Source organism: Stappia sp. TSB10GB4 (assembly GCF_900185745.1).
Lineage (GTDB): Bacteria > Pseudomonadota > Alphaproteobacteria > Rhizobiales > Stappiaceae > Stappia.
Genome location: NZ_FYAV01000090.1, coordinates 1 through 21392 on the forward strand (window position 1 = coordinate 1; position 21392 = coordinate 21392).

A 21392-nucleotide genomic window follows, 5' to 3' on the forward strand; every position below is an offset into this window, starting at 1 on the left:
CGTGAGAGCCGACCGGCCGTCGAGGCCGTGATCCCGTTAGGCACCGCCCCACGCGCAACCCATCTTGGGCCATGGCGGTTCACCATGCCGCCGAAACAGGCCGGACATACGAACCGCTGTCGATCCGGGCACTCCTCGACTAATCGCTTGCCCTCAGGGGGCCGTCCACATACGGCTCTCCGGCTTCGCCTGCGGCCGGGATGACGCCCGAGAGGGAGGCAGCGCCTTGCATCCTCTCTGTCGTCACCCCGGCCAAGCGCAGCGCGCGCCGGGGCCTATTGGTTGCCAGAGCGGCGGCGAGGATGCGCCCGCGCGAATCCCGCGCTCCGCTGTCGTCCCGGTCTCAGTGAAGCCGAAGACCGGGTTCCGGTAACCCCGAACGGTTCAGCCCGAGCCACGGCGGTGCCGCGAGCGAGGCTCGCCGAGGCTGGGGTTTCTGCTTTCGCAAGCCGGCCCACCCCGGCGGATACTGGACGCCTGCCTGCGCAGGCGTGACAGCCGTGGAGGTGGCGATGCAACCCCGCCTCATGCCGGCTAAGGGTGCCAATGGTTCCCGGTTCTGCGCTGCGCTGGACCGGGATGACGTCCGAGGGGGAGGCAGCGCCTTGCATCCTCTCTGTCGTCATGCTGCACGCAAGCCCCTCCTGCGTCATCCCGCACGCAGCGCAGCGGAGATGCGGGATCGGAGAGCCGGGGGCGTTTGAGGTGCGCTCCCGAAAGACACCACAAGCGCCGCGGCTCGCCGGTCCCGGCTCGGCGCTCGTGCGCCGTCCGGGAAGACGCCGGAGAGGGTGGAGCCAGGTGCCAGAGCAGCGCCGCGCCCCCGCCTCAGACCGCGGTGCCGCCGATGGTCATCTTGTTGATGCGCAGGGTCGGCTGGCCGACGCCGACCGGCACGCCCTGGCCCTGCTTGCCGCAGGTGCCGATGCCGGGATCGAGCGCCAGGTCGTTGCCGATGGCCTCGATCCGCGTCAGCGCGTCCGGCCCGTTGCCGATCAGCATGGCGCCCTTGATCGGCGCGCCGATGCGCCCGTTCTCGATGCGATAGGCCTCGGTGCAGGAGAAGACGAACTTGCCGCTGGTGATGTCGACCTGGCCGCCGCCGAAGGAGACCGCAAAGATGCCGTCCTTGACGCCTTCCAGGATCTCGGCCGGGTCGCGATCGCCGGCCAGCATCACCGTGTTGGTCATGCGCGGCATCGGAATATGGGCGAAAGACTGGCGCCGGCCGTTGCCGGTCGGGGGAACGCCCATCAGCCGGGCATTCTGCCGGTCCTGCATGTAGCCGGTGAGAATGCCGTCCTCGATCAGCACCGTGCGCCCGCTCGGCGTGCCCTCGTCGTCGACGGTGAGCGAGCCGCGCCGCCCGCCGATGGTGCCGTCGTCGACGATGGTGACGCCCTTGGAGGCGACGCGCTGGCCCATCAGGCCGGCAAAGGCGGAGGTCTTCTTGCGGTTGAAGTCGCCCTCCAGCCCGTGGCCGACCGCCTCGTGCAGCAGGATGCCGGGCCAGCCGGGCCCCAGCACCACGTCGAAGCTGCCGGCCGGGGCGGGCACGGCTTCGAGATTGACCAGCGCCTGACGCAGCGCCTCGTCGACGGCGTGCTTCCAGCTCTCCTCGGTCAGGAAGGCCTCGACCATGTCGCGCCCGCCGAAGCCGTGCGAGCCGCTTTCCTGCCGGCTGCCGTCGCCGGCGACCACCGACACGCCGAAGCGCACCAAGGGGCGCACGTCGCGGACCCTATGCCCGTCGGCGCGCAGGATCTCCACCACCTGCCAGGAACTGGCGAGCGAGACGCTGACCTGCCGCACCCTGGGATCGCGCGCCCGCGCAAAGGCGTCGATCCGCTGCAGCAGCGCGACCTTGTCGGCAAAGACCGGCGAGGCGATCGGGTTGCCGTCGCCGTAGAGCTTGGCGTTGGTGCGGGGCGGGGCCTCCGCATAGGTGCCCGAATGGCCGGAGGCGACGGCCGAGACCGCATCGGCGGCGCGCTCCAGCGCGGCAACGGAGATCTCGCCGGAATGGGCGTAGCCGGCCGCCTCGCCGGCAACCGCACGCAGGCCGAAGCCGCGGCTGGTGTCGTAATTGGCGCTCCTGAGCCGACCATTGTCGAAGACGAGGCTCTCCGACTGCCGGTATTCGAGAAAGAGCTCGCCATCGTCGGCGCCCTTGAGAGCGCCGGCGAGCACGCTGCGCGCCTGCTCCTCGCTCAGGCCGGCACCGGCAATCAGGTCGGTCGTCGCATCGCTCATCGGTCGTATCCCGCGAAAGAGGGTGTGTGAGGAGAAACTAGGGGTTCGGACCGCGCTTGCACAGTCCCGGCGGCGTGTGGCAGCGCGGCGGCCGCCGGTCACGCCGGTCGCCGCAAGCGCCCTTCCTGTGATGTTCAGCACGTGCGCAATCGAAGCCAGAGCTTATCTCTCTCAATGCGGACAGATGAAAACATCTTCCGGAAACTGAAAAGAGAGAGAAAGGAAATAACATGAAGAAATTCACCCTGGCGATGACGCTCGCAATGGCGATGGGAATTGCCGCGCCGATGATTTCGACGCAGGCAATGGCCGGTAATGCCGGAAAGTCGCTCGGAGATTGCTACAATCACGTGATCTCTGCCTGCAACAAGAAGAAGAACACCGACGCCGCCCATGCCTGCGCCAATTCCGGCATGAATGCCTGCGACAAGCAGCATCGCGCCTCGATGAGCCAGATTCCGGGCGCGACCCTGCAGGCGATGCGCAGCGCGACCCTGCGCCAGGTGGCGCCGACGCGGACGATCACGACGCGCTGAGCGCGCGCCGGACCGAAAGAGCGGCCGACCGGGACGCCGGCGGCCGCTTTTCGATGTCTGTTGGCCGATATGTGTACGGCCGATGTCAGGTCTGGCGGAGCGCGCGCCCGCTCACGGCAGGGCGGCGAAGCCTTCGGAGAAGCCGGTCAGCGAGATCGGGATGCCGATGCCTTCCTCCGGCGTCTGGAAGATGACGAAAGTGGCGGCACTGCCGGTCTGCATCTTCTCGATCAGGTCGTCCTGCATCACCACCTCGACGATGCAGCCGTTCGGCAGGCAGCGCACGAAGCCGGCGCGCCCGACATCGGCATCGTCGACGCGCAGGCCGAGGCCCATCGGCAGCAGCACGCCGAGCGGCGCCAGCACGCGCAAAAGGCGCGACTGCTTGTCGGCGGTCTTCAGCACGATGACGGAGAGGCCGACATTCTCGCGGTCGTCGGCGGTGACGTTCTGGATCAGCGCGCATTGCTCTTCCTGCGCGCCGGCCGGCGTGTCGCAGCGCATCTGCCAGTCGCCATGCACGGAGCGGACCGCGCCCTGGGCATGGGCGAGCGGAGCTGCCGCGATATGGGCCAGAAGGGCGAGAACGGCCGCGAGGCGGAACGTGATCGGCTTGGACAAGACAGGCACGGGCGAGACTCCGTAGGTTCGCAGCGGTACAATTCCCTGGCCGGTTTCCCGGTTGTCCGGCTTCCCGGTCGCCCGGATTTCCGGGTTGCGCGTGATCCGGTCTTCGCGTGATCCAGGCCCCGCCGGTCCCGCGGGACGCCGGCAGCGGCCACGATCAGGCCGGAGCGATCCTCGCCTGATTCGCACGAAACGGCGCACAATCCGCTTTGTCGGCCCTGGAAAGGTCGATTTCAAGGCGAAACCGCCCGGCCGTCCCCGCTTTCGCGAAAGTCGGCAGTCGAAGCGGCCCGAACGGCACCGCCGGAAGGGTGGCGAGGAATTGGCCGGAATTTGGGCATTCACGAAACTACTGGATTGCGCAACGCGCCAGCTTATGGTTTTTCAGGCCGACTTTGACATTGATCAAACCGAGGTCAATTCGCCCTTGCGGCGTTTTGACGCCCCTTCGGGTCATGCCGACATGCGATAGGCTAGGGGGGCGGCAGGCGCTGGAGAGGATGCCTCGGAACGAGGATGGGCCCGGAAACGGATCCGGAAGCCGGCCCGTGCGGGAGGCATCCGCGAAGGACATGGCGATGACCGACATCGCCGAACAATATGGCGATGACCGACATCGCCGAACGACAAGGCGGGGCGCCGGGGCATGGCGCGGCGTCGCTGGAGACAGGAAATGGATTTCGCCCGGCAAAGTCGGCCGGCGGGATCAGGAAGGGAGCACGGACGTGACAGGACTGGTCAAGCGTCTGACGAAGATTGCGGCGGCGGCGCTCGCCCCGCTCGCCTTTGCCGGTGCGGCGTCGGCCGCCCAGCCGACACCCTGGCAGATGGGCTTCCAGCCCGCCGCCACGGAGGTGATGGAAGACATCACCTGGTTCAGCGATTTCACGCTGGTGATCATCACGATCATCACCCTCTTCGTGCTGGCCCTGCTGGTGTGGTGCATCCTGCGCTTCAACTCCAAGGCCAACCCGACGCCGTCGCGGACCTCCCACAACACCCTGATCGAGGTGGTGTGGACGCTGGTCCCGATCCTGGTGCTGGTGATGATCGCGATCCCCTCGTTCCGCCTGCTCTACAAGCAGATCGAGATCCCTGAATACGACATGACCATCAAGGTGACCGGCTACCAGTGGTACTGGGGCTACGAATACACCGACGAGGGCATGGAGAACGTCGTCTTCGAATCGATCATGCTGCGCGAGGACGCTGAGCGCGCCGAGCGCGCCGCCGAGTTCGGCCGGCCGATCGAGGAGTATCCGCGCCTGCTCGCCGTCGACAACGAGGTCATCGTGCCGGTCGGCAAGACCGTCCGCCTGCAGATCACCGCCGCCGACGTGATGCATTCCTTCGCCATGCCGGCCTTCGGCGTGAAGATGGACGCGATCCCAGGCCGCCTGAACGAGACCTGGTTCAACGCCAAGCAGACCGGCATCTTCTACGGCCAGTGCTCCGAGCTTTGCGGCAAGGACCATGCCTTCATGCCGATCGCCATCCGGGTGGTCGAGGAGGCGCAGTACGAGGCCTGGGCCGAGGCGGCCAAGGAGAACGTCGAAGAGGCGACCCGCCAGTTGATGGCGACGCTGGAAGGGGCGGCCGGCACCGCCGCCGCTCCGGTCTCCGGTTCGCTGGCCGTCGCCGCGCGCTGATCATGCAAGGCGTGCGAGGGCTTCTCCCCGCACGCCGCCGGATTCGGATCGGATCGGGATTGCGCCGGGCTTGTCCCCGGTCGACCGGGCCGAGGTAAAATTCTCTAACGAGGGAGCTGGAAGATGGCCACTGCGGCGCATGCCCACGGCGATCAGGACCGTCCTACGGGATGGACGCGCTGGGTCTATTCGACCAACCACAAGGATATCGGTGTCCTCTATCTGATCTTCGCGATCATGGCGGGCATCATCGGCGGCGCGCTCAGCGTCGGCATCCGCCTGGAGCTGCAAGAGCCGGGCATGCAGTATTTCACCGATCCGCACACGTTCAACGTGTTCACCACCGCGCATGGCCTGATCATGATCTTCTTCATGGTGATGCCGGCGCTGATCGGCGGCTTCGCCAACTTCTTCGTGCCGATCATGATCGGGGCGCCGGACATGGCGTTCCCGCGGATGAACAACATCTCGTTCTGGCTGCTGCCGCCGGCCTTCCTGCTGCTGCTGCTGTCGCTGTTCGTCGAAGGTCCTCCGGGCGCCTATGGCGTGGGCGGCGGCTGGACGATCTATCCGCCGCTGTCGACCTCCGGCCAGCCCGGACCGGCGATGGACCTGGCGATCCTGGCGCTGCACGTGGCCGGCGCCTCGTCGATCCTCGGCGCGATCAACTTCATCACCACCATCTTCAACATGCGCGCCCCGGGCATGACGCTGCACAAAATGCCGCTGTTCGCCTGGTCGGTGCTGGTGACCGCCTTCCTCCTGGTGCTGTCGCTGCCGGTCCTGGCCGGCGCCATCACCATGCTGCTGACGGACCGCAACTTCGGCACGACCTTCTTCGACCCGGCCGGCGGCGGTGACCCGATCCTGTTCCAGCACCTGTTCTGGTTCTTCGGTCACCCGGAGGTGTACATCCTGATCCTGCCGGCCTTCGGCATCGTCAGCCACATCATCTCCACCTTCGCCCGCAAGCCGATCTTCGGCTATCTCGGCATGGCCTATGCCATGGTCGCGATCGGCGTCGTCGGCTTCATCGTGTGGGCGCACCACATGTACACCGTCGGCCTCGACGTCGACACGCAGGCCTATTTCGTCGCGGCGACCATGGTCATCGCGGTGCCGACCGGCGTGAAGATCTTCTCGTGGATCGCCACCATGTGGCAGGGCTCGATCTCCTTCCGCACGCCGATGCTGTGGGCGGTGGGCTTCATCTTCCTGTTCACCGTCGGCGGCGTGACCGGCGTGCAGCTCGCCAATGCCGGTCTCGACCGGGCGATGCACGACACCTATTACGTGGTCGCGCATTTCCATTACGTGCTGTCGCTGGGGGCCGTGTTCGGCATCTTCGGAGCCTGGTACTACTGGTTCCCGAAGATGTTCGGCTACATGTACAACGAGACCATCGGCAAGGCCCATTTCTGGATCACCTTCATCGGCGTGAACCTCGTGTTCTTCCCGCAGCACTTCCTGGGCATGGCCGGCATGCCGCGCCGCTATGTCGACTATCCGGACGCGATGGCCGGCTGGAACGCGGTGTCGTCCTACGGCTCCTACATCTCGGCCTTCGCCGTGCTGGTGTTCCTCTACGGCATCTTCGAGGCCTTCGCCAAGAAGCGCCAGGCCGCCGACAACCCGTGGGGCGAGGGCGCGACGACGCTGGAATGGACCCTGTCCTCGCCGCCGCCGTACCACCAGTTCGAGACGCTGCCGCGCATCCGCTGATCGCGCCAGCTCACGCAAGACAGGTCGCGCCGGCACCCCGGCGCGGCCGCCCGAACAGGCGCCCAGGCAGACAGGCCGAACGGGCGTGCCAAACAGCCGCTTGAGAGACCGCTCCGCGAGGGCGGGACGCACGAGACAGAACCGGGAAGACACATGTCGCTCGCAGATTACCAGGACCGCAGGCTCGAGGCCGCCGCCCATGGCGGACAGGGCGATGTCGGCGACTACCTGGCGCTGCTGAAGCCGCGGGTGATGTCGCTCGTCATCTTCACCGCGCTGGTCGGGCTGCTGATCGCCCCCGGCGGCATCCATCCCGTGCTCGGCGCCGTCGCGATCCTGTGCATCGCCGTCGGGGCCGGCGCCTCGGGCGCGCTGAACATGTGGTACGACGCCGACATCGACGCGGTCATGTCGCGCACCGCCCGCCGCCCGATCCCGGCCGGCAAGGTCACCCCCGAGGAGGCGCTGGCCTTCGGCCTGACGCTCGCCGCCTTCTCCGTGCTGGTGCTCGGCCTTGCCGTCAACTGGCTGGCCGCCGGCCTCTTGGCCTTCACCATCTTCTTCTATGCCGTCGTCTACACGATGTGGCTGAAGCGCTCGACGCCGCAGAACATCGTCATCGGCGGCGCCGCCGGCGCCTTCCCCCCGATGATCGGCTGGGCCGCCGTCACCGGCACCGTGTCGGTGGAAAGCATCGTCCTGTTCCTGATCATCTTCATGTGGACGCCGCCGCATTTCTGGGCGCTGTCGCTGTTCAAGCGCGGCGACTACGAGGCCGCCCGCGTGCCGATGCTGCCCGTCGTCGCCGGCGAGGATGCGACGCGTACGCAGATCCTGGTCTATTCCGTGCTGCTGGCGCCGATCGGCGTCGCCCCGGCGCTGCTGGGCTTCGCCTCGCTGGCCTATGGCGCTGCCGCCGCCGCCCTCGGAATCGCCTTCGTCTGGTATGCGGTCCGCGTCCATGCCAGGCGCGAGGGCGATGCCGCGCGCAAGGCGGCGGTGCGGCTGTTCGCCTTCTCGCTGGTCTACCTGTTCCTGATCTTCGCGCTGCTGCTTGCCGACAGCCTGGCCGCGCGGCTCGTCGCGGGAGGCTGGCTGTGAGCGAGAACGGCATCCGCCTGACGGAAGAGCAGAAGCGGCGCCAGCGCAAGCGCTCGATCGCCATCGGCCTGACCATCGCCGGGCTGATCCTGCTGTTCTACGTGATCACGCTGGTCAAGATGGGACCGGCCGTGCTCAATCGTCCCTTGTGACGACACCGGGAGAGGAAAGGACGCCCGCATGACGCGAGAGACCGACATCTCCGGCACCGATACCGCCGGTATCGAGACGTCCGACGCCGCGCGGGCGCGCGCGGCCAGTCTTGCGGCGGGGGATCTCGCCCGCAAGAACCGGCGGATCGCGGTGGCGGTGGTCGGCGCCGTGGCGATGATGACCGGCGCCGCCTATGCCGCCGTGCCCCTGTATGAGCTGTTCTGCCAGGTCACCGGCTATGGCGGCACCACCCAGCGCGCCGACGCGCCGACCGGCACGATCATCGACCGCACGATCACGGTGCGCTTCGACGGCAACGTCAATTCGGCCCTGCCCTGGTCCTTCGGCCCGCAGCAGCGCTCGATCACCCTGCGCATGGGCGAGAGCCGGCAGACCGCCTATGTGGCGACCAACCGCTCCGCCGCGCCGACCGTCGGCACCTCGGTGTTCAACGTGACGCCGTTCGAGGCCGGCATCTATTTCAACAAGCTGGAATGCTTCTGCTTCACCGAGCAGCCGCTCGCCGCCGGCGAGTCCGTCGAGATGCCGGTGGTGTTCTTCGTCGATCCGGCGATGGACGACGACAAGAGCCTGAAGCATGTCAGGGAGATCACGCTCTCCTACACCTTCTACCCTGCAAAGGGACCTGAAACGCCGGTGGCAGCGGCCCCTGCCGCGACGCCGGATCCAAGCAACCGCATGTGAGTGCGCAGGCCCGCCCGACGGCGGCATGACTATAATCGGGGGAGTGTACCCATGGCGCATGCCAAGAACCACGACTACCACATCGTCGATCCAAGCCCCTGGCCGTTCCTCGGCGGCGTCGGCGCCTTCATCATGGCGCTCGGCGCGGTCGGCCTGTTCCGCTACACCCAGGGCAACGACTTCCTGCTGTTCGGCATGGATCTTTCCGGCTGGGGCATCTTCGCCGTCGGCACGCTGCTCGTGCTCTATGTGATGTTCGGCTGGTGGCGCGACACCATCCGCGAATCGCTGGCCGGCGACCACACCCCGGTGGTGCAGCTTCACCTGCGCTACGGCATGCTGCTGTTCATCGCCTCGGAGGTGATGTTCTTCGTCGCCTGGTTCTGGGCCTTCTTCGACGCCTCGCTGTTCACCGGCGAAGCGGCGCAGTTCGCCCGTGTCGAGGCGACCGGCGGCGTCTGGCCGCCGGTGGGCATCGAGACCTTCGATCCCTGGCACCTGCCGCTGCTCAACACGTTGATCCTGCTGACCTCCGGCACCACGGTGACCTGGGCGCACCACGCCCTGCTGCACAACGACCGCGAGGGGCTGAAGTGGGGCCTGACGCTGACGGTGCTGCTCGGCGTGCTGTTCTCGATCGTCCAGGCCTATGAGTACAGCCATGCGGCCTTCGGCTTCTCCGGCTCGATCTATGGCGCGACCTTCTACATGGCGACCGGCTTCCACGGCTTCCATGTCATCGTCGGCACCATCTTCCTGGTGGTCTGCCTGATCCGCGCCTCGATCGGCCAGTTCACCCCGCAGAAGCATTTCGGCTTCGAGGCGGCGGCCTGGTACTGGCACTTCGTCGACGTGGTCTGGCTGTTCCTGTTCGTCTCGATCTATGTCTGGGCGGCCGGTCCGGGCCACTGACGGAAGGCTGACGCCATGCGCCTCCGCATCATCGCGGCGGCCCTGATCCTGTCCGCGGCGGCTGGCGTCGCCGCGGACGCCGCTTTCGCCGGCACGCCGGCCGCGCCGGCGCCAGTCGAAAACGTTTCGGTCGAGAGGGTTTCGGCCGAGAACGTTTCGGTCGAGACAGGTCCAGTCGAGACGGTCCTCGTCGAAAAGGCCGAGCGCCGCCTGCACCTGGTCGATGCGGCCGGTACGGTGCTGAAGAGCTACACGATCGCGCTCGGCCGCGACCCGGTCGGTCCCAAGCAGCGCGAGGGCGACGGGCGCACGCCGGAAGGGCGCTACACCATCGACTGGCGCAACCCGAACAGCGCCTATCACCTGTCGCTGCACATCTCCTATCCGGACGCGGCCGATCGCCGGCGGGCCGCCGAGCGCGGCGAGGAGCCGGGCGGGATGATCATGATCCACGGCCTGCGCAACGGGCTCGGCTGGCTCGGCGCGCTGCATCACTATGCCGACTGGACCGACGGCTGCATTGCCGTCACCAACGAGGAAATCGAGGAGATCTGGCGTCTCGTCCCCGACGGCACGCCGATCGAGATCCGTCCCTGACCGCGCTCTGCGGTCCGCACGCCTGGAGCATGTCCATTTTTGCCGAGTGACGGACATGCTCTATCTTGTTGTTTTCACGCAATTCCGGACGGAAAACCGGTTCCCACTTTTCCTGGAATTGCTCTAGCGCCGGGAGCGCGATGCAGATGAGTGAGCCGACTGTCGACCGCGCGCATTATCCGCCGCAGGATCCACTGCGCACCGGCCTTGCCGGGCGCTGCCCGCGCTGCGGCCAGGGCCGCCTGTTCAAGGGCTACCTGGCGACGCGGCCGGCCTGCTCCAATTGCGGGCTGAGCTTCGACTTCGCCGACAGCGGCGACGGCCCGGCGGTGTTCATCATCATGATCGTCGGCTTCATCGTCGTCGGCCTGGCGCTGGCGGTCGAGGTGTCGATGCGCCCGCCGATCTGGCTGCACATGATGCTGTGGCTGCCGCTGACCCTCATTCTCGGCCTCGGGATGCTGCGCCCGCTCAAGGGGCTGATGATCGCCCAGCAATACAGGCACAGCGCGCGGGAGGGCGAGGTTGACGAGTAACGCCGCCCGCCGGCCCGCACGCCGCCGCCTGCTGCTGCCGGGCCTCGTCGCCTTCGTCGTGTTCTGCGCGCTGATGGCGCTCGGCACCTGGCAGGTCATGCGGCTGCAATGGAAGCTCGCCCTGATCGAGCGGGTCGAGGAGCGCCTCGGCCTTGCCCCGGTCGATCTGCCCGGTCCGCAGGCGTGGGCCGGGCTCGACGAGGACGCCTGGGACTACCGGCCCGTGCGGCTTTCCGGCCGCTTCCTCGACGGCGAGGTCTATTACTATCTGGCGCTCACCGAACCGCGCGGCCCCCTCGGCGGGCCGGGCTATCTGGTCTATGCGCCGTTCCGCACCGATGCGGGCCCCGTGGTGATGGTCAATCGCGGCTTCGTGCCGGAGGCCCGCCGCCTGCCGGAGAGCCGGCCGGGCAGCGAGCCGCCGGGAAGTGAGGTTTCTGGCGCGGTTTCTGGCGAGGTGGAGATCACCGGCCTGTGGCGGCGCGACGAGCGCGGCAACATGTTCACCCTGGACGCCGATCCGAAGACGCGGGTCTGGTTCGTGCGCGAGGCGCCGAAAATGGCCGCTTCGCTCGGCATCGACGATGCGCCGCTCGCACCGTTCAGCGTCGACCTCAGGGCCGAGGCGACGCCCGAGGGCGGCTTGCCGCAGGCGGGCGAGACGATCGTCTCCTTCCGCAACAACCACCTGCAATACGCGGTGACCTGGTACGGGCTCGGCCTCGTGCTGATCGGCGTGTTCATCGCCTTCGCCCGCAGCGAGACGCGCCGCCCATCCGGGGAGTAGGGCCGCGCGCCGGGAGGGGGCGCGTGTCGTCGCTGGCGGGCGGGCAGCCCCATCCTGGCTGTGTACCGACGCTGGCTCTCACCTCTCCTTGGCGTCCTCCCGGACGAGGCCGAAGGCCGACGATCCGGGACCGGCGAGCCACAGCGGTCGTGGGTCGTTCGGGAGTGCCGTCGTGAGGCCCTCGGCTCTCCGGTCCCGGCTCGGCGCTGACGCGCCGTCCGGGAGGACGCAAGGAGGGGCCGAGCATTCTCGCACCCGCTCTGGCAGCCAATAGGCCCCTGCGCTTGCGCGCGGCCGGGGTGACCTCGGTGGGGATGCGAGGCCGTGCCTCTTTCTCAGGCCGTCGTCCCGGCCGCAGGCGAAGCCGGAGAGCCGGGAACCATTGGCACCCTCGGTCGGCGTGAGGCAGGCGAGAGCCCCGGCCGGAGCGCGAAAGGCTCCGGCCGAGGACGCAGGATCAGAGCGCGGCGAGAATGCCGGCGGCGCCCGAGATCTCGGCCTTGCCCGGCATGTCCTCGATGTTGAGGGCCGTGACCTTGCCGTCCTTGACGATCATCGCATAGCGCTTGGAGCGGATGCCGAGGCCGGCGCCCGTGGCGTCGAGATCCAGGCCGATCGCCTTGGCGAAGTCGGCGCTGCCGTCGGCGAGGAAGGTGATCTTGTCAGAGGCGCCGGTGGCCTTGGCCCAGGCGCTCATCACGAAGACGTCGTTGACCGAGACGACGGCGATCTCGTCGACGCCCTTCGACAGGATCGTGTCGGCCTGCTCGACGAAGCCGGGCAGGTGGTTGTTGTGGCAGGTCGGCGTGAAGGCGCCGGGAACGGCGAAGAGCACCACGGTGCGGCCGCCGAAGAGCTCGGCGCTGCTGCGCTCCGCCGGGCCGTCGGCGGTCATGATCTTGAACTTGGTCTCGGGCAGGGTGTCGCCAACCTGGATCGTCATGGTCTGAAATCTCCCGGAAAATGTGCAAGGAAGCGTCCCGGCGCGGCAGGACGCCGCACCGTGTCCGCCTGAGACATAGGGTGTTCGCGCGCGTCCGTCGAGCGGGGAACCGGGTTTTCAGTTGCCCGCCGGCGGCAGCGCCGCGCGATGCTCGACGGCGATGTCGCCCTCGACCAGCGTCAGCACCAGCGGGCGGGTGCCGTCGCCATTGGCGGCAAGGCCGGTCGCCGGCAGGGCGAAGCGCGCGAACCGGCCGTTGCGCTCCAGCAGCCTCGGCACCTCGTTGTAGGAGCCCTCCGCCCCTTCGGCGAACAGATCGACCGGCGCGTCGGGCGAGGCGAGCTCGGCGGTGATGACGAAGGTCTCCTGGGGCGCCTTCTGGGGCGCCTTGCCCTCGGCCGGGGCGAGCTGCCGGTGCTCGATGCCGGCAATGCGCGGCGGCGCCTCGTCCTGCGGCCGCGGCAGGGCGGCCCTTGCGGCGGAAATCGCAAGGCGGGCGGCAAAATCCGGCCCGCCTTCGGCCAGCGGCAGTTCGAGGCTCGCCTCGCCGGGCACGCAGATCTCCCGGCAGATGCCGAAGCTGACATGCGCCCGCAGCACCGGGGCGGTCTCGCCGACCGCCGGCACAAGGTCGATCGGCAGGACGATGCGGTCGTGATAGACGAGCGAGGTGGCGTAAGGGTCGGAATAGCGCGCCGGCGGGGGAAAGCGCAGCCGCGCGAGGGTAAGGCCGGACGAGGCGCCGAAATCCGCCGAGGTCGGAATGCCGGCCTCGCCGGGAAACCGCCAATAGGTGTGCCAGCCCTCGTCCAGGCGAATCTCCAGCGCCGCGTCGCCGAACGGCGAGGCCGCGTCGCCGGGGCCGGTGGAGACGAGACGGACCTCGGCCGCCCCGGCCTGTACCCACGGGCTCTCGCCGGCCTCGGCGCGGACGGCAAAGGCGCCCTGGGCGAGCATCAAGGCCAGCGCCAGACGGAGCGGGCGCGCGCGGCAGGGCGCGCGGCGGCTGGCGCTGAGGCTCTTGAAAGGATTGGCGAAAACTGTCCTGCGCTGCGCGACCATCGCTGCGACCTGCTCCAACTGCCCGGCCTCATACGGCATCCGTCCGGCGCCGCCCGTCCGGCTTGCGCGGAGCGGCAGTCTTGGCGCAAATCGCCTCGCGGGTCCACTGGCGCGGCACCACATCTGCGTGATCGGGGGGACGGCGGCAGTTAACATGGGGCGGCGCAGCGGGTAAGATGTCGGGGCGCGACGCATCGGCTGGGTGCACCGGCAGGATGCGTTGGCACGAAGATACTGGAACGACGGGCCGGTGGAACGGGCAGGAAGGACGGCATGAGAAGCGATGACCTCGGTCGCACGTCCCTTGCGGGGCAGTTGCTGATCGCGATGCCGCAGATGGCGGACGAGCGGTTCGCGCATTCCGTGATCTATCTGTGCGCCCATTCGTCGGAAGGGGCGATGGGCATCATCGTCAACCAGCGGGCGCCGAGCCTCAGCTTTCCCGAACTGCTGCGCCAGCTCGACATCATCCCCGACGATCAGAACATCCGCCTGCCGGCGTCGGCGAGCCGCATGCAGGTGCATCGCGGCGGGCCGGTGGAGACCGGGCGCGGCTTCGTGCTGCATTCGGGCGACTTCGTCATCGCCAACTCGACGATGGCCGTACAGGACGGCATCTGCCTGACGGCGACGCTCGACATCCTGCGCGCCATCGCCGAGGGGCGTGGACCCAGGCAGGCGATGCTCGCGCTCGGCTATGCCGGCTGGGGCGCCGGGCAGTTGGAGGCGGAAATCCAGGAGAACGGCTGGATCACCGGCCCGGCAGACGAGGCCATCGTCTTCGACGCCGCGCTCGACAGCAAGTGGGACCGGGCGCTCGCCAAGATCGGCATCGCACCGGGGATGCTGTCCAGCGAAGCCGGCCACGCCTGAGCGCAACCCGTTCCCGGCGCGCCGGTGCCCGGAACGCGCATTCCTGCCGGCAAAGCATCCGGCTTGCCCGCACCCCGGTCGGGGAGATAGGGTGCGCGGATGTGACCGCGCCTCGAGCCCGCGGACGGGCGAGGCGCCCTGCGCGGCCGGCGCTGGCTGCCGGGGCAGGACTTCTGGAGGATATCGCCACCGTGAAATATGTCAGTACGAGGGGCGAGGCGCCGGTTCTCGGATTTGCCGATGTGCTTCTGACCGGGCTCGCCGCCGATGGCGGCCTCTATGTTCCCGAAACCTGGCCGCGACTGTCGCGCGAGACCATTGCCGGCTTTGCCGGGCGTCCCTATCGGGAAGTCGCGCAGGCGGTGATCGAGCCCTTCGTCGGCGACGACATCGCCCGCGAGGATCTTTCCGCGATGATCCGCGAGGCCTATGCGGGCTTTCGCCACCCGGCGGTGACGCCCCTGGTGCAGGTGGCGCCGAACCGCTTCGTGCTGGAACTGTTCCACGGCCCGACGCTCGCCTTCAAGGACGTGGCGATGCAGTTGCTCGGCCGGATGATGGACCATGTGCTGGCCGCCCGCGGCAAGCGCGCCACCATCGTCGGCGCCACCTCGGGCGACACCGGCGGGGCGGCGATCGAGGCGTTCCGCGGCCGCGAGCGCACCGACGTGTTCATCCTGTTCCCGGACGGGCGCGTCTCCGACGTGCAGCGCCGGCAGATGACGACGCCCACGGAAGCCAATGTCCATTCGCTGGCGCTTTCCGGCACGTTCGACGACTGCCAGACGATCCTCAAGGGCATGTTCACCCATGCCGCCTTCCGCGAGCGGGTGCAGCTTGCCGGCGTCAACTCGATCAACTGGGCCCGCATCGTCGCGCAGGTGGTCTATTATTTCGTCGCCGGTGCCGCCCTCGGCGCGCCGCACCGCCCGGTCTCCTTCACTGTGCCGACCGGCAATTTCGGCGATATCCTCGCCGGCTATGTCGCCGCCAAGATGGGCCTGCCGGTCGAGCGGCTGGTGATCGCCACCAATGCCAACGACATCCTCGCCCGCACGCTGGAGACCGGCGCCTACGAGACCCGCGGCGTGGTGCCGACGACCTCGCCGTCGATGGACATCCAGATCTCGTCCAACTTCGAGCGGCTGCTGTTCGAGGTGCACGGACGCGACGGCGGCGAAATCCGCTCGCTGATGGCGCGGCTCGGCCAGTCCGGCCGCTTCGAACTGGCGGCCGGCCCGCTCAAGGCGATCCGCGAGGGCTTCGACGCCGGGCGCTGCGGCGAGGCGGAGACGGCCGCGACCATCGAGCGGACGCTGCGCGAGACCGGCTATCTGCTCGACCCGCACACGGCGATCGGCCTGCATGTCGCCGAGCAACAGGGGGAGGGCGCTGCGCCGATGGTGGTGCTGGCGACGGCGCATCCGGCGAAGTTCCCCGATGCGGTGGAGGCGGCCTGCGGCGTACGCCCGGCGCTGCCGCCGGAGCTGGAGCCGATGATGAGCGCGCCCGAGCGCTTCACGAAGGTGGCGGCCGAGCGGGGTGTGGTGGAACGGCATGTCCTCGACACGGCGCGCGCGGCGACGATGGAGGTGTCGTGATGCAGGTGCGGGTAACGAGGCTGGCCAACGGCCTCAGGGTCGTGACCGACACCATGGCGCATCTGCGCACCGCCGCGCTCGGCGTCTGGGTGGGGGCGGGCTCGCGCTCCGAACTGCCGGAGCAGAACGGCATCACCCATCTGCTGGAACACATGGCGTTCAAGGGCACGGCGACGCGCTCGGCGCGCCAGATCGCCGAGGAGATCGAGGCGGTGGGCGGTGAGCTCAACGCCTCCACCAGCGTCGAGCACACCAATTACCATGCCCGCGTGCTGGCGGAGGACGTGCCGCTGGCGGTCGAGCTGCTCGCCGACATCCTGCAGAATTCCAGCTTCGACCCGGAGGAACTGGCGCGCGAGAAGCACGTCATCCTGCAGGAGATCGGCGCGGCGCACGACACGCCCGACGACAAGGTGTTCGACCAGTTCCAGGAGACGGCCTGGGCGCGGCAGGCGATCGGCCGGCCGATCCTCGGCACCCGCGAGACGGTGATGTCGTTTTCGCCCGAGGACCTGCGCGCCTATCTTTCCGAGCACTACCGCGCCGACAACATGGTGCTGGCGGCGGCCGGCGCGGTCGACCACGATGCGGTGGTGGCGCTGGCGCAGCAGCATTTCGGCGCCCTTGCCGGCACGCCGGGACCGGCGCCGGCGCCGGCCCGCTACACCGGCGGCAGCACGCTGCTGGAACGCGAGCTGATGGAGGTGCAACTGGTCCTCGGCTTCGAGGGCGTGCCCTACCGGGCGCCGGACTATTATTCCACCCAGGTGCTGGCCTCGGTGATGGGCGGGGGCATGTCCTCGCGCCTGTTCCAGGAGATCCGCGAGAAGCGCGGCCTGTGCTACGCGATCTATGCGTTCCACTGGGCGTTCCAGGACACCGGCCTGTTCGGCATCCACGCGGCCACCGGCGAGGAGGATATCGGCGAATTGTTCCCGGTGTTGGTCGACGAACTCGGCCGCGCCGCGCAGGACATCGAGCAGGCGGATATCGACCGCTCGAAGGCGCAGATCCGCGCCGGTCTGATGATGTCGCTGGAAAGCCCGGCCGCCCGCGCCGGCCAGATCGCCCGCCAGTTGATGATCCATGGCGAGGTGCTGTCGCTGGAGGAGATCCAGGCGCGCATCGGCGCGGTGACGCTGGAGACGGTGCGCAATGCCGCCGCCAAAACCTTCGCCGGAACGCCGAGCCTGTCGGTCGTCGGGCCGAAGACCAGCGGCCTGCCGCTGGCCCTCGATGCGGCGGCGGTGGCCGAACGGCTGGGCCACCGGCCGGCCCGCGCCGTCGGCGCCTGAGACCCGCGCGGAGGCGGCAATGTCCCTGTTCCGGGTCTTCTCCGGCTCAGAGCCGGTCCGGACCCTGGTGGCGGGGGAGGGGGACAACGCCCTCTTGCTGCGCCAGCCGCAGCCGCAGGACCACGGCGAGTGGGCGGCGCTGCGCGAGGCGAGCCATGCCTTCCTGCAGCCCTGGGAACCGCAATGGGCGGCGGACGAACTGTCCCGCGCCGCCTATCGCCGCCGGCTGCGCCGCCATGCCCGCGAGATGCGCGAGGACCGGGCCTATCCGTTCTTCCTGTTCCGCCTCGCCGACGGGGTGCTGATCGGCGGGGCGACGCTCTCCAACATCCGCCGCGGCGTTGCCCAGACCGCCTCGCTCGGCTACTGGATGGGCGCCCCCCATGCCGGACGCGGCCATATGGGCCGGGCGGTGCGGGCGCTGCTCGGCTTCGCCTTTTCCGACCTGTCGCTGCACCGCATCGAGGCGGCCTGCCTGCCGCATAATGTCGCCTCGCGCCGGCTCCTTGAAAATGCCGGCTTTTGCCGCGAGGGCTATGCCCGCCGCTACCTGCGCATCGCCGGCGAGTGGCAGGACCACCTGCTGTTCGCCCGTCTTGCCGGCGACACCGCGGCGTCCGAGGGGCTTGCCACCATCTCCGCCGCGAGCGTTGCCGCCTGGCAGGTGCGGGCCGGATCGGGGGCCGGAACGGGGCCCGGAACGGGGACCAGCGGCGCCGCCGGAGAGAAAGAAATCTTGTGAGATGGAATGGATGCCGATAAGTCTCCGGCACCGTAAGATGTACGAAGTGAAACGGGATAACCGCTTGCCCCTGTTCAGGCTCCTAATGGTCGCGCTGGCGGCGTGGCTGTATGCCTTCGCCCCGGCAGCGGCAATCGAGGCCGTCGAGGTCCGCGCTTCCACCGACGCGCTGGATCTGACCCGCGCCCTCGACCTTTATCCCTATGAGGGCCCCAGCCTGCAGGTCTCGACCTCGCCCGGCGCCGACGGCATCGTCCGGCGCATCGAGGTGAATTCCCGCGACGGCACCAACACGAGCTGGGCGGTGTTCGCCCTGTCCAATCCCGGCGACGAGCAGATCGACCGGCTGATCGTGGCGCCGTTCTTCCAACTCGTCGGCTCGCGGCTGATCTGGCCGGATCTCGGCGCCTCGCGCATCGCCTCGATCACCCCGAGCCAGGGCATCGCCCCCGAGCGGCAGTCGAGCCAGGAGGCGGACGTCTTCCTGATCACCCTCGATCCCGGCGCGGTGGTGACCTATGTGGTGGAACTGCGCACGCCGGAGGTGCCGCAACTGCGCCTGTGGGAGCCGACCGTCTACAAGGACACGGTCAACGCCTATACGCTGTATCGCGGCATCATTCTCGGCATTTCCGGCCTGCTGGCGCTGTTCCTGACCATCCTGTTCGTGGTCAAGGGCACCATCATGTTCCCGGCGACGGCGGTGCTGGCCTGGGCGGTGCTGGCCTATCTGACCATCGATTTCGGGTTCTGGAACAAGGTCCTGCAGATCACGCCGGGCGACGAGCAGCTCTATCGCGCCTGCGCCGAGGTGGCGCTGGCGGCGAGCCTGATCATCTTCCTCTACGCCTATCTCAACCTCAACCGCTGGCACATCCGCTACAGCCACCTGGCGCTCGGCACCCTGATCCTGGTGCTCAGCCTGCTCGGCATCGCCGTCTGGGACCCCTCGGTCGCCGCCGGCATCGCCCGCATCTCGCTCGGCATCATCGGCGTGCTGGGCTTCGCGGTGATCGCGGCGCTGGCGCTGCAGGGCTACGACCGGGCGATCATGCTGGTGCCGACCTGGGTGCTGCTGCTGTCCTGGCTGGTCGGCGCGGCGATGACGGTGACCGGGTCGCTCGCCAACGACATCGTCCAGCCGGCGCTGGCCGGCGGGTTGGTGCTGATCGTGCTGCTGATCGGCTTCACGGTGATGCAGCACGCCTTCGCCGGCGGCGCCATCGCGCAGGGGCTGATTTCCGACGTGGAGCGGCGGGCGCTGGCGCTGACCGGCTCCGGCGACATCATCTGGGACTGGGACGTCGACCGCGACCGCATCTCCACCGGCAACGAGGTGGAGGATCTGCTCGGCCTCAAGCACGGCCTCCTGGAGGGGCCGGCGCGCGACTGGCTCGACGTGCTGCATCCGCAGGACCGCGACACGTTCCGCTCGACGCTCGACGCGGTGATCGACCAGCGCCGCGGGCGCATCTCGCAAGCCTTCCGCCTGCGCGCCGACGACGGCCATTTCCGCTGGTTCCGCCTGCGCGCGCGCCCCATCGTCGGCTCCGACGGCGAGGTGATCCGCTGCGTCGGCACGCTGCTCGACATCACCGACCAGAAGGTGACCGAGGAACGGCTTCTGCACGACGCGGTGCACGACAACCTGACCGGCCTGCCCAACCGCGAATTGTTCATGGACCGGCTGCAGGCGGCGATCGCCCGCTCGCGCGCGGAAAAGCTCGGCCGTCCTTCCGTGCTGATCATCGATCTCGACCGCTTCAAGCAGGTCAACGATTCCATCGGCCTGTCGGCCGGCGACAGCATCCTGCTGACCATCGCCCGGCGGGTGTCGCGCCAGCTCAAGCCGCAGGATTCGCTGTCCCGCCTTTCCGGCGACACCTATGCGCTGCTGCTCTTGTCCGAACAGTCGGCCGACCGCATCGCCGCCTTCGCGGATGCGGTGCGCCGCGCGGTGCGCTCGCCGATCACCTTCGGCGAGCGGGAAGTGTTCCTGACCGCCTCCGTCGGCATCGCCATCTACGAGGCGGACGGCACCTCCGCCGCCGAACTGATGCGCGAGGCGGATATGGCGATGCATCACGCCAAGCGGCTCGGCGGCGACCGGGTCGAGGTGTTCCGCCCGACGCTGCAGACCGGCACCCGAAGCCGCGCCGAGCTGGAGGGCGACCTGCGCAAGGCGCTGAAGACCGACGGCATCACCGTGTTCTACCAGCCGATCGTCCGCCTGGTCGACCGCTCGATCGCCGGCTTCGAGGTGCTGGCCCGCTGGAACCACCCGACGCGCGGGGCGATCTCGCCGACCGAGTTCATCCCTATCGCCGAACAGTCGGGCCTGATCAACGAGCTGGGCCTGTTCGTGCTGGACAAGGGCGCCCGGCAACTGGCCGAGTGGCAGGAGAGCTTCCGCCTGCCGCTGCCGCTGTTCGCCAGCGTCAACATCTCCTCGCTGCAACTGCTGCGCCACGACCTGATCAACGACGTCAAGTCGGTGCTGTCGCGCTCCTCGCTGGCGCCGGGAACGCTGAAGCTGGAGCTGACCGAATCGGTGGTGATGGCCAATCCGGAATATTCGGCGCGGATGCTGGAGCGGCTGCGCGCACTCGGCGCCGGCCTGTCGCTGGATGATTTCGGCACCGGCTATTCCAGCCTCAGCTACCTGCAGCGCTTCCGCTTCGACACGATCAAGGTCGACCAGTCCTTCGTGCGCCCGAACGGCCGCAGCGCCCGGCCGGTGATCCTGCGCTCGATCATCGCGCTCGGCCACGATCTCGGCATGCAGGTGGTGGCGGAAGGGGCGGAGAGCGAGTCGGATTCGCTGGAGCTGCACCAGCTCGGCTGCGAATACGCGCAAGGCTTCCTGTTCGGCCAGCCGATGGAAGCGGTCCAGGCGACCAAGCTCTTGCAGGCCGAGATGGACGCCCTGCGGGCGTAGGCCGCGCGAGGACTTCGGGTCCCTTTTCCCACAAATCCAGAAAGGCAACTGAATGGTTGCCTTTCAATCCGCTTGCTGTATGGTGAAAGGCAACCGGAGGGTTGCGAAATGAGTGACAGGATCGTCAAGACAGTAGAGCTGAGGGCGCCAGTGTCGCGGGTCTGGCGGGCTTTGTCGGACCATGAGGAGTTCGGCGCGTGGTTCCGTTGGGGTGGACGGCCCCCATCCGGCGTCGTTTTGCGCCAAGATGATGGTCCCAACACATCGAAGGAGCCGCCCAATGAACGAGATTACGCGCATCGGCATGGACACGTCCAAGCATCTCTTCCAACTCCACGGGGTTGATGCCGCCGGAGAGAC

Annotated in this window: 19 protein-coding genes; 15 read left to right on the forward strand and 4 right to left on the reverse strand. The window is 68.4% G+C overall.

The window, feature by feature from the left end; genetic code table 11:
* Positions 1-828: 828 nt before the first annotated feature.
* Positions 829-2253, reverse strand: a complete 1425-nt coding sequence (gene tldD / locus TSB10GB4_RS23425) for a metalloprotease TldD (RefSeq protein ID WP_186397716.1) — start codon at positions 2251-2253, stop codon at positions 829-831.
* 230 nt (positions 2254-2483) lie between these two features.
* Between tldD and TSB10GB4_RS23430 the strand changes: the two genes are divergently transcribed.
* On the forward strand, positions 2484-2789 hold the full coding sequence (locus TSB10GB4_RS23430; protein ID WP_186397717.1) for a hypothetical protein: 306 nt from the start codon (positions 2484-2486) through the stop codon (positions 2787-2789).
* Positions 2790-2900: 111 nt separating this feature from the next.
* Here the strand turns inward: TSB10GB4_RS23430 and TSB10GB4_RS23435 are convergent, their stop codons facing one another.
* Positions 2901-3419 carry an invasion associated locus B family protein gene (locus tag TSB10GB4_RS23435; RefSeq protein WP_244571019.1) on the reverse strand — a complete coding sequence of 173 codons (519 nt, stop codon included), beginning with the start codon at positions 3417-3419 and terminating at the stop codon, positions 2901-2903.
* A 722-nt stretch (positions 3420-4141) separates the two neighbouring features.
* Between TSB10GB4_RS23435 and coxB the strand changes: the two genes are divergently transcribed.
* The 9 genes from coxB (at position 4142) to TSB10GB4_RS23480 (ending at position 11578) form a co-directional block, all read left to right on the forward strand.
* Positions 4142-5065 (forward strand): cytochrome c oxidase subunit II, encoded by a 924-nt coding sequence (gene coxB, locus TSB10GB4_RS23440; protein WP_371328932.1) that lies wholly within the window; start codon positions 4142-4144, stop codon positions 5063-5065.
* 123 nt (positions 5066-5188) lie between these two features.
* Entirely contained in the window at positions 5189-6787 is a 1599-nt protein-coding gene (gene ctaD / locus TSB10GB4_RS23445) for a cytochrome c oxidase subunit I (RefSeq protein ID WP_186397719.1), read from the forward strand.
* A 153-nt stretch (positions 6788-6940) separates the two neighbouring features.
* Positions 6941-7888, forward strand: a complete 948-nt coding sequence (locus tag TSB10GB4_RS23450) for a heme o synthase (RefSeq protein WP_186397720.1) — start codon at positions 6941-6943, stop codon at positions 7886-7888.
* Positions 7885-8040: a hypothetical protein gene (locus TSB10GB4_RS23455; protein WP_186397734.1), complete on the forward strand. Its 156-nt coding sequence runs from the start codon at positions 7885-7887 to the stop codon at positions 8038-8040. The genes TSB10GB4_RS23450 and TSB10GB4_RS23455 overlap by 4 nt, the downstream gene beginning before the upstream one ends.
* A gap of 28 nt (positions 8041-8068) precedes the next feature.
* On the forward strand, positions 8069-8746 hold the full coding sequence (locus tag TSB10GB4_RS23460) for a cytochrome c oxidase assembly protein (protein ID WP_186397721.1): 678 nt from the start codon (positions 8069-8071) through the stop codon (positions 8744-8746).
* Between the two features lie 51 nt (positions 8747-8797).
* Complete coding sequence (locus TSB10GB4_RS23465; protein WP_186397722.1) at positions 8798-9658, forward strand: cytochrome c oxidase subunit 3; 861 nt, start codon at positions 8798-8800, stop codon at positions 9656-9658.
* Positions 9659-9673: 15 nt separating this feature from the next.
* Positions 9674-10255: a murein L,D-transpeptidase family protein gene (locus tag TSB10GB4_RS23470; protein WP_186397723.1), complete on the forward strand. Its 582-nt coding sequence runs from the start codon at positions 9674-9676 to the stop codon at positions 10253-10255.
* Positions 10256-10401: 146 nt separating this feature from the next.
* On the forward strand, positions 10402-10791 hold the full coding sequence (locus tag TSB10GB4_RS23475; protein WP_186397724.1) for a DUF983 domain-containing protein: 390 nt from the start codon (positions 10402-10404) through the stop codon (positions 10789-10791).
* Complete coding sequence (locus TSB10GB4_RS23480; protein WP_208984949.1) at positions 10781-11578, forward strand: SURF1 family protein; 798 nt, start codon at positions 10781-10783, stop codon at positions 11576-11578. Before TSB10GB4_RS23475 ends, TSB10GB4_RS23480 begins: the two co-directional genes overlap by 11 nt.
* A 457-nt stretch (positions 11579-12035) precedes the next feature.
* Here the strand turns inward: TSB10GB4_RS23480 and TSB10GB4_RS23485 are convergent, their stop codons facing one another.
* Positions 12036-12521: a peroxiredoxin gene (locus TSB10GB4_RS23485; protein ID WP_186397725.1), complete on the reverse strand. Its 486-nt coding sequence runs from the start codon at positions 12519-12521 to the stop codon at positions 12036-12038.
* Positions 12522-12638: 117 nt separating this feature from the next.
* Positions 12639-13622, reverse strand: a complete 984-nt coding sequence (locus tag TSB10GB4_RS23490; RefSeq protein ID WP_186397726.1) for a protein-disulfide reductase DsbD domain-containing protein — start codon at positions 13620-13622, stop codon at positions 12639-12641.
* A 234-nt stretch (positions 13623-13856) separates the two neighbouring features.
* Between TSB10GB4_RS23490 and TSB10GB4_RS23495 the strand changes: the two genes are divergently transcribed.
* From TSB10GB4_RS23495 to TSB10GB4_RS23515, 5 genes are all read left to right on the forward strand, one after another.
* Positions 13857-14456, forward strand: a complete 600-nt coding sequence (locus TSB10GB4_RS23495; protein WP_186397727.1) for a YqgE/AlgH family protein — start codon at positions 13857-13859, stop codon at positions 14454-14456.
* 191 nt (positions 14457-14647) lie between these two features.
* Positions 14648-16057, forward strand: a complete 1410-nt coding sequence (thrC, locus tag TSB10GB4_RS23500; protein ID WP_186397728.1) for a threonine synthase — start codon at positions 14648-14650, stop codon at positions 16055-16057.
* Positions 16057-17352 carry a pitrilysin family protein gene (locus TSB10GB4_RS23505; RefSeq protein WP_186397729.1) on the forward strand — a complete coding sequence of 432 codons (1296 nt, stop codon included), beginning with the start codon at positions 16057-16059 and terminating at the stop codon, positions 17350-17352. Before thrC ends, TSB10GB4_RS23505 begins: the two co-directional genes overlap by 1 nt.
* A gap of 19 nt (positions 17353-17371) precedes the next feature.
* Positions 17372-18094, forward strand: a complete 723-nt coding sequence (locus TSB10GB4_RS23510; protein WP_186397730.1) for a GNAT family N-acetyltransferase — start codon at positions 17372-17374, stop codon at positions 18092-18094.
* 64 nt (positions 18095-18158) lie between these two features.
* On the forward strand, positions 18159-21032 hold the full coding sequence (locus tag TSB10GB4_RS23515) for an EAL domain-containing protein (protein ID WP_186397731.1): 2874 nt from the start codon (positions 18159-18161) through the stop codon (positions 21030-21032).
* Positions 21033-21392 lie beyond the last annotated feature (360 nt).

Excerpts from the sequence above, each read along its gene's own strand:
- tldD (WP_186397716.1), bottom strand. The coding sequence starts at position 2,253 with ATGAGCGATGCGACGACCGACCTGATTGCCGGTGCCGGCCTGAGCGAG.
- TSB10GB4_RS23430 (WP_186397717.1), top strand. The coding sequence starts at position 2,484 with ATGAAGAAATTCACCCTGGCGATGACGCTCGCAATGGCGATGGGAATT.
- ctaD (WP_186397719.1), top strand. The coding sequence starts at position 5,189 with ATGGCCACTGCGGCGCATGCCCACGGCGATCAGGACCGTCCTACGGGA.
- TSB10GB4_RS23450 (WP_186397720.1), top strand. The coding sequence starts at position 6,941 with ATGTCGCTCGCAGATTACCAGGACCGCAGGCTCGAGGCCGCCGCCCAT.
- TSB10GB4_RS23460 (WP_186397721.1), top strand. The coding sequence starts at position 8,069 with ATGACGCGAGAGACCGACATCTCCGGCACCGATACCGCCGGTATCGAG.
- TSB10GB4_RS23465 (WP_186397722.1), top strand. The coding sequence starts at position 8,798 with ATGGCGCATGCCAAGAACCACGACTACCACATCGTCGATCCAAGCCCC.
- TSB10GB4_RS23470 (WP_186397723.1), top strand. The coding sequence starts at position 9,674 with ATGCGCCTCCGCATCATCGCGGCGGCCCTGATCCTGTCCGCGGCGGCT.
- TSB10GB4_RS23475 (WP_186397724.1), top strand. The coding sequence starts at position 10,402 with ATGAGTGAGCCGACTGTCGACCGCGCGCATTATCCGCCGCAGGATCCA.
- TSB10GB4_RS23485 (WP_186397725.1), bottom strand. The coding sequence starts at position 12,521 with ATGACGATCCAGGTTGGCGACACCCTGCCCGAGACCAAGTTCAAGATC.
- TSB10GB4_RS23490 (WP_186397726.1), bottom strand. The coding sequence starts at position 13,622 with ATGCCGTATGAGGCCGGGCAGTTGGAGCAGGTCGCAGCGATGGTCGCG.
- TSB10GB4_RS23495 (WP_186397727.1), top strand. The coding sequence starts at position 13,857 with ATGAGAAGCGATGACCTCGGTCGCACGTCCCTTGCGGGGCAGTTGCTG.
- TSB10GB4_RS23505 (WP_186397729.1), top strand. The coding sequence starts at position 16,057 with ATGCAGGTGCGGGTAACGAGGCTGGCCAACGGCCTCAGGGTCGTGACC.
- TSB10GB4_RS23510 (WP_186397730.1), top strand. The coding sequence starts at position 17,372 with ATGTCCCTGTTCCGGGTCTTCTCCGGCTCAGAGCCGGTCCGGACCCTG.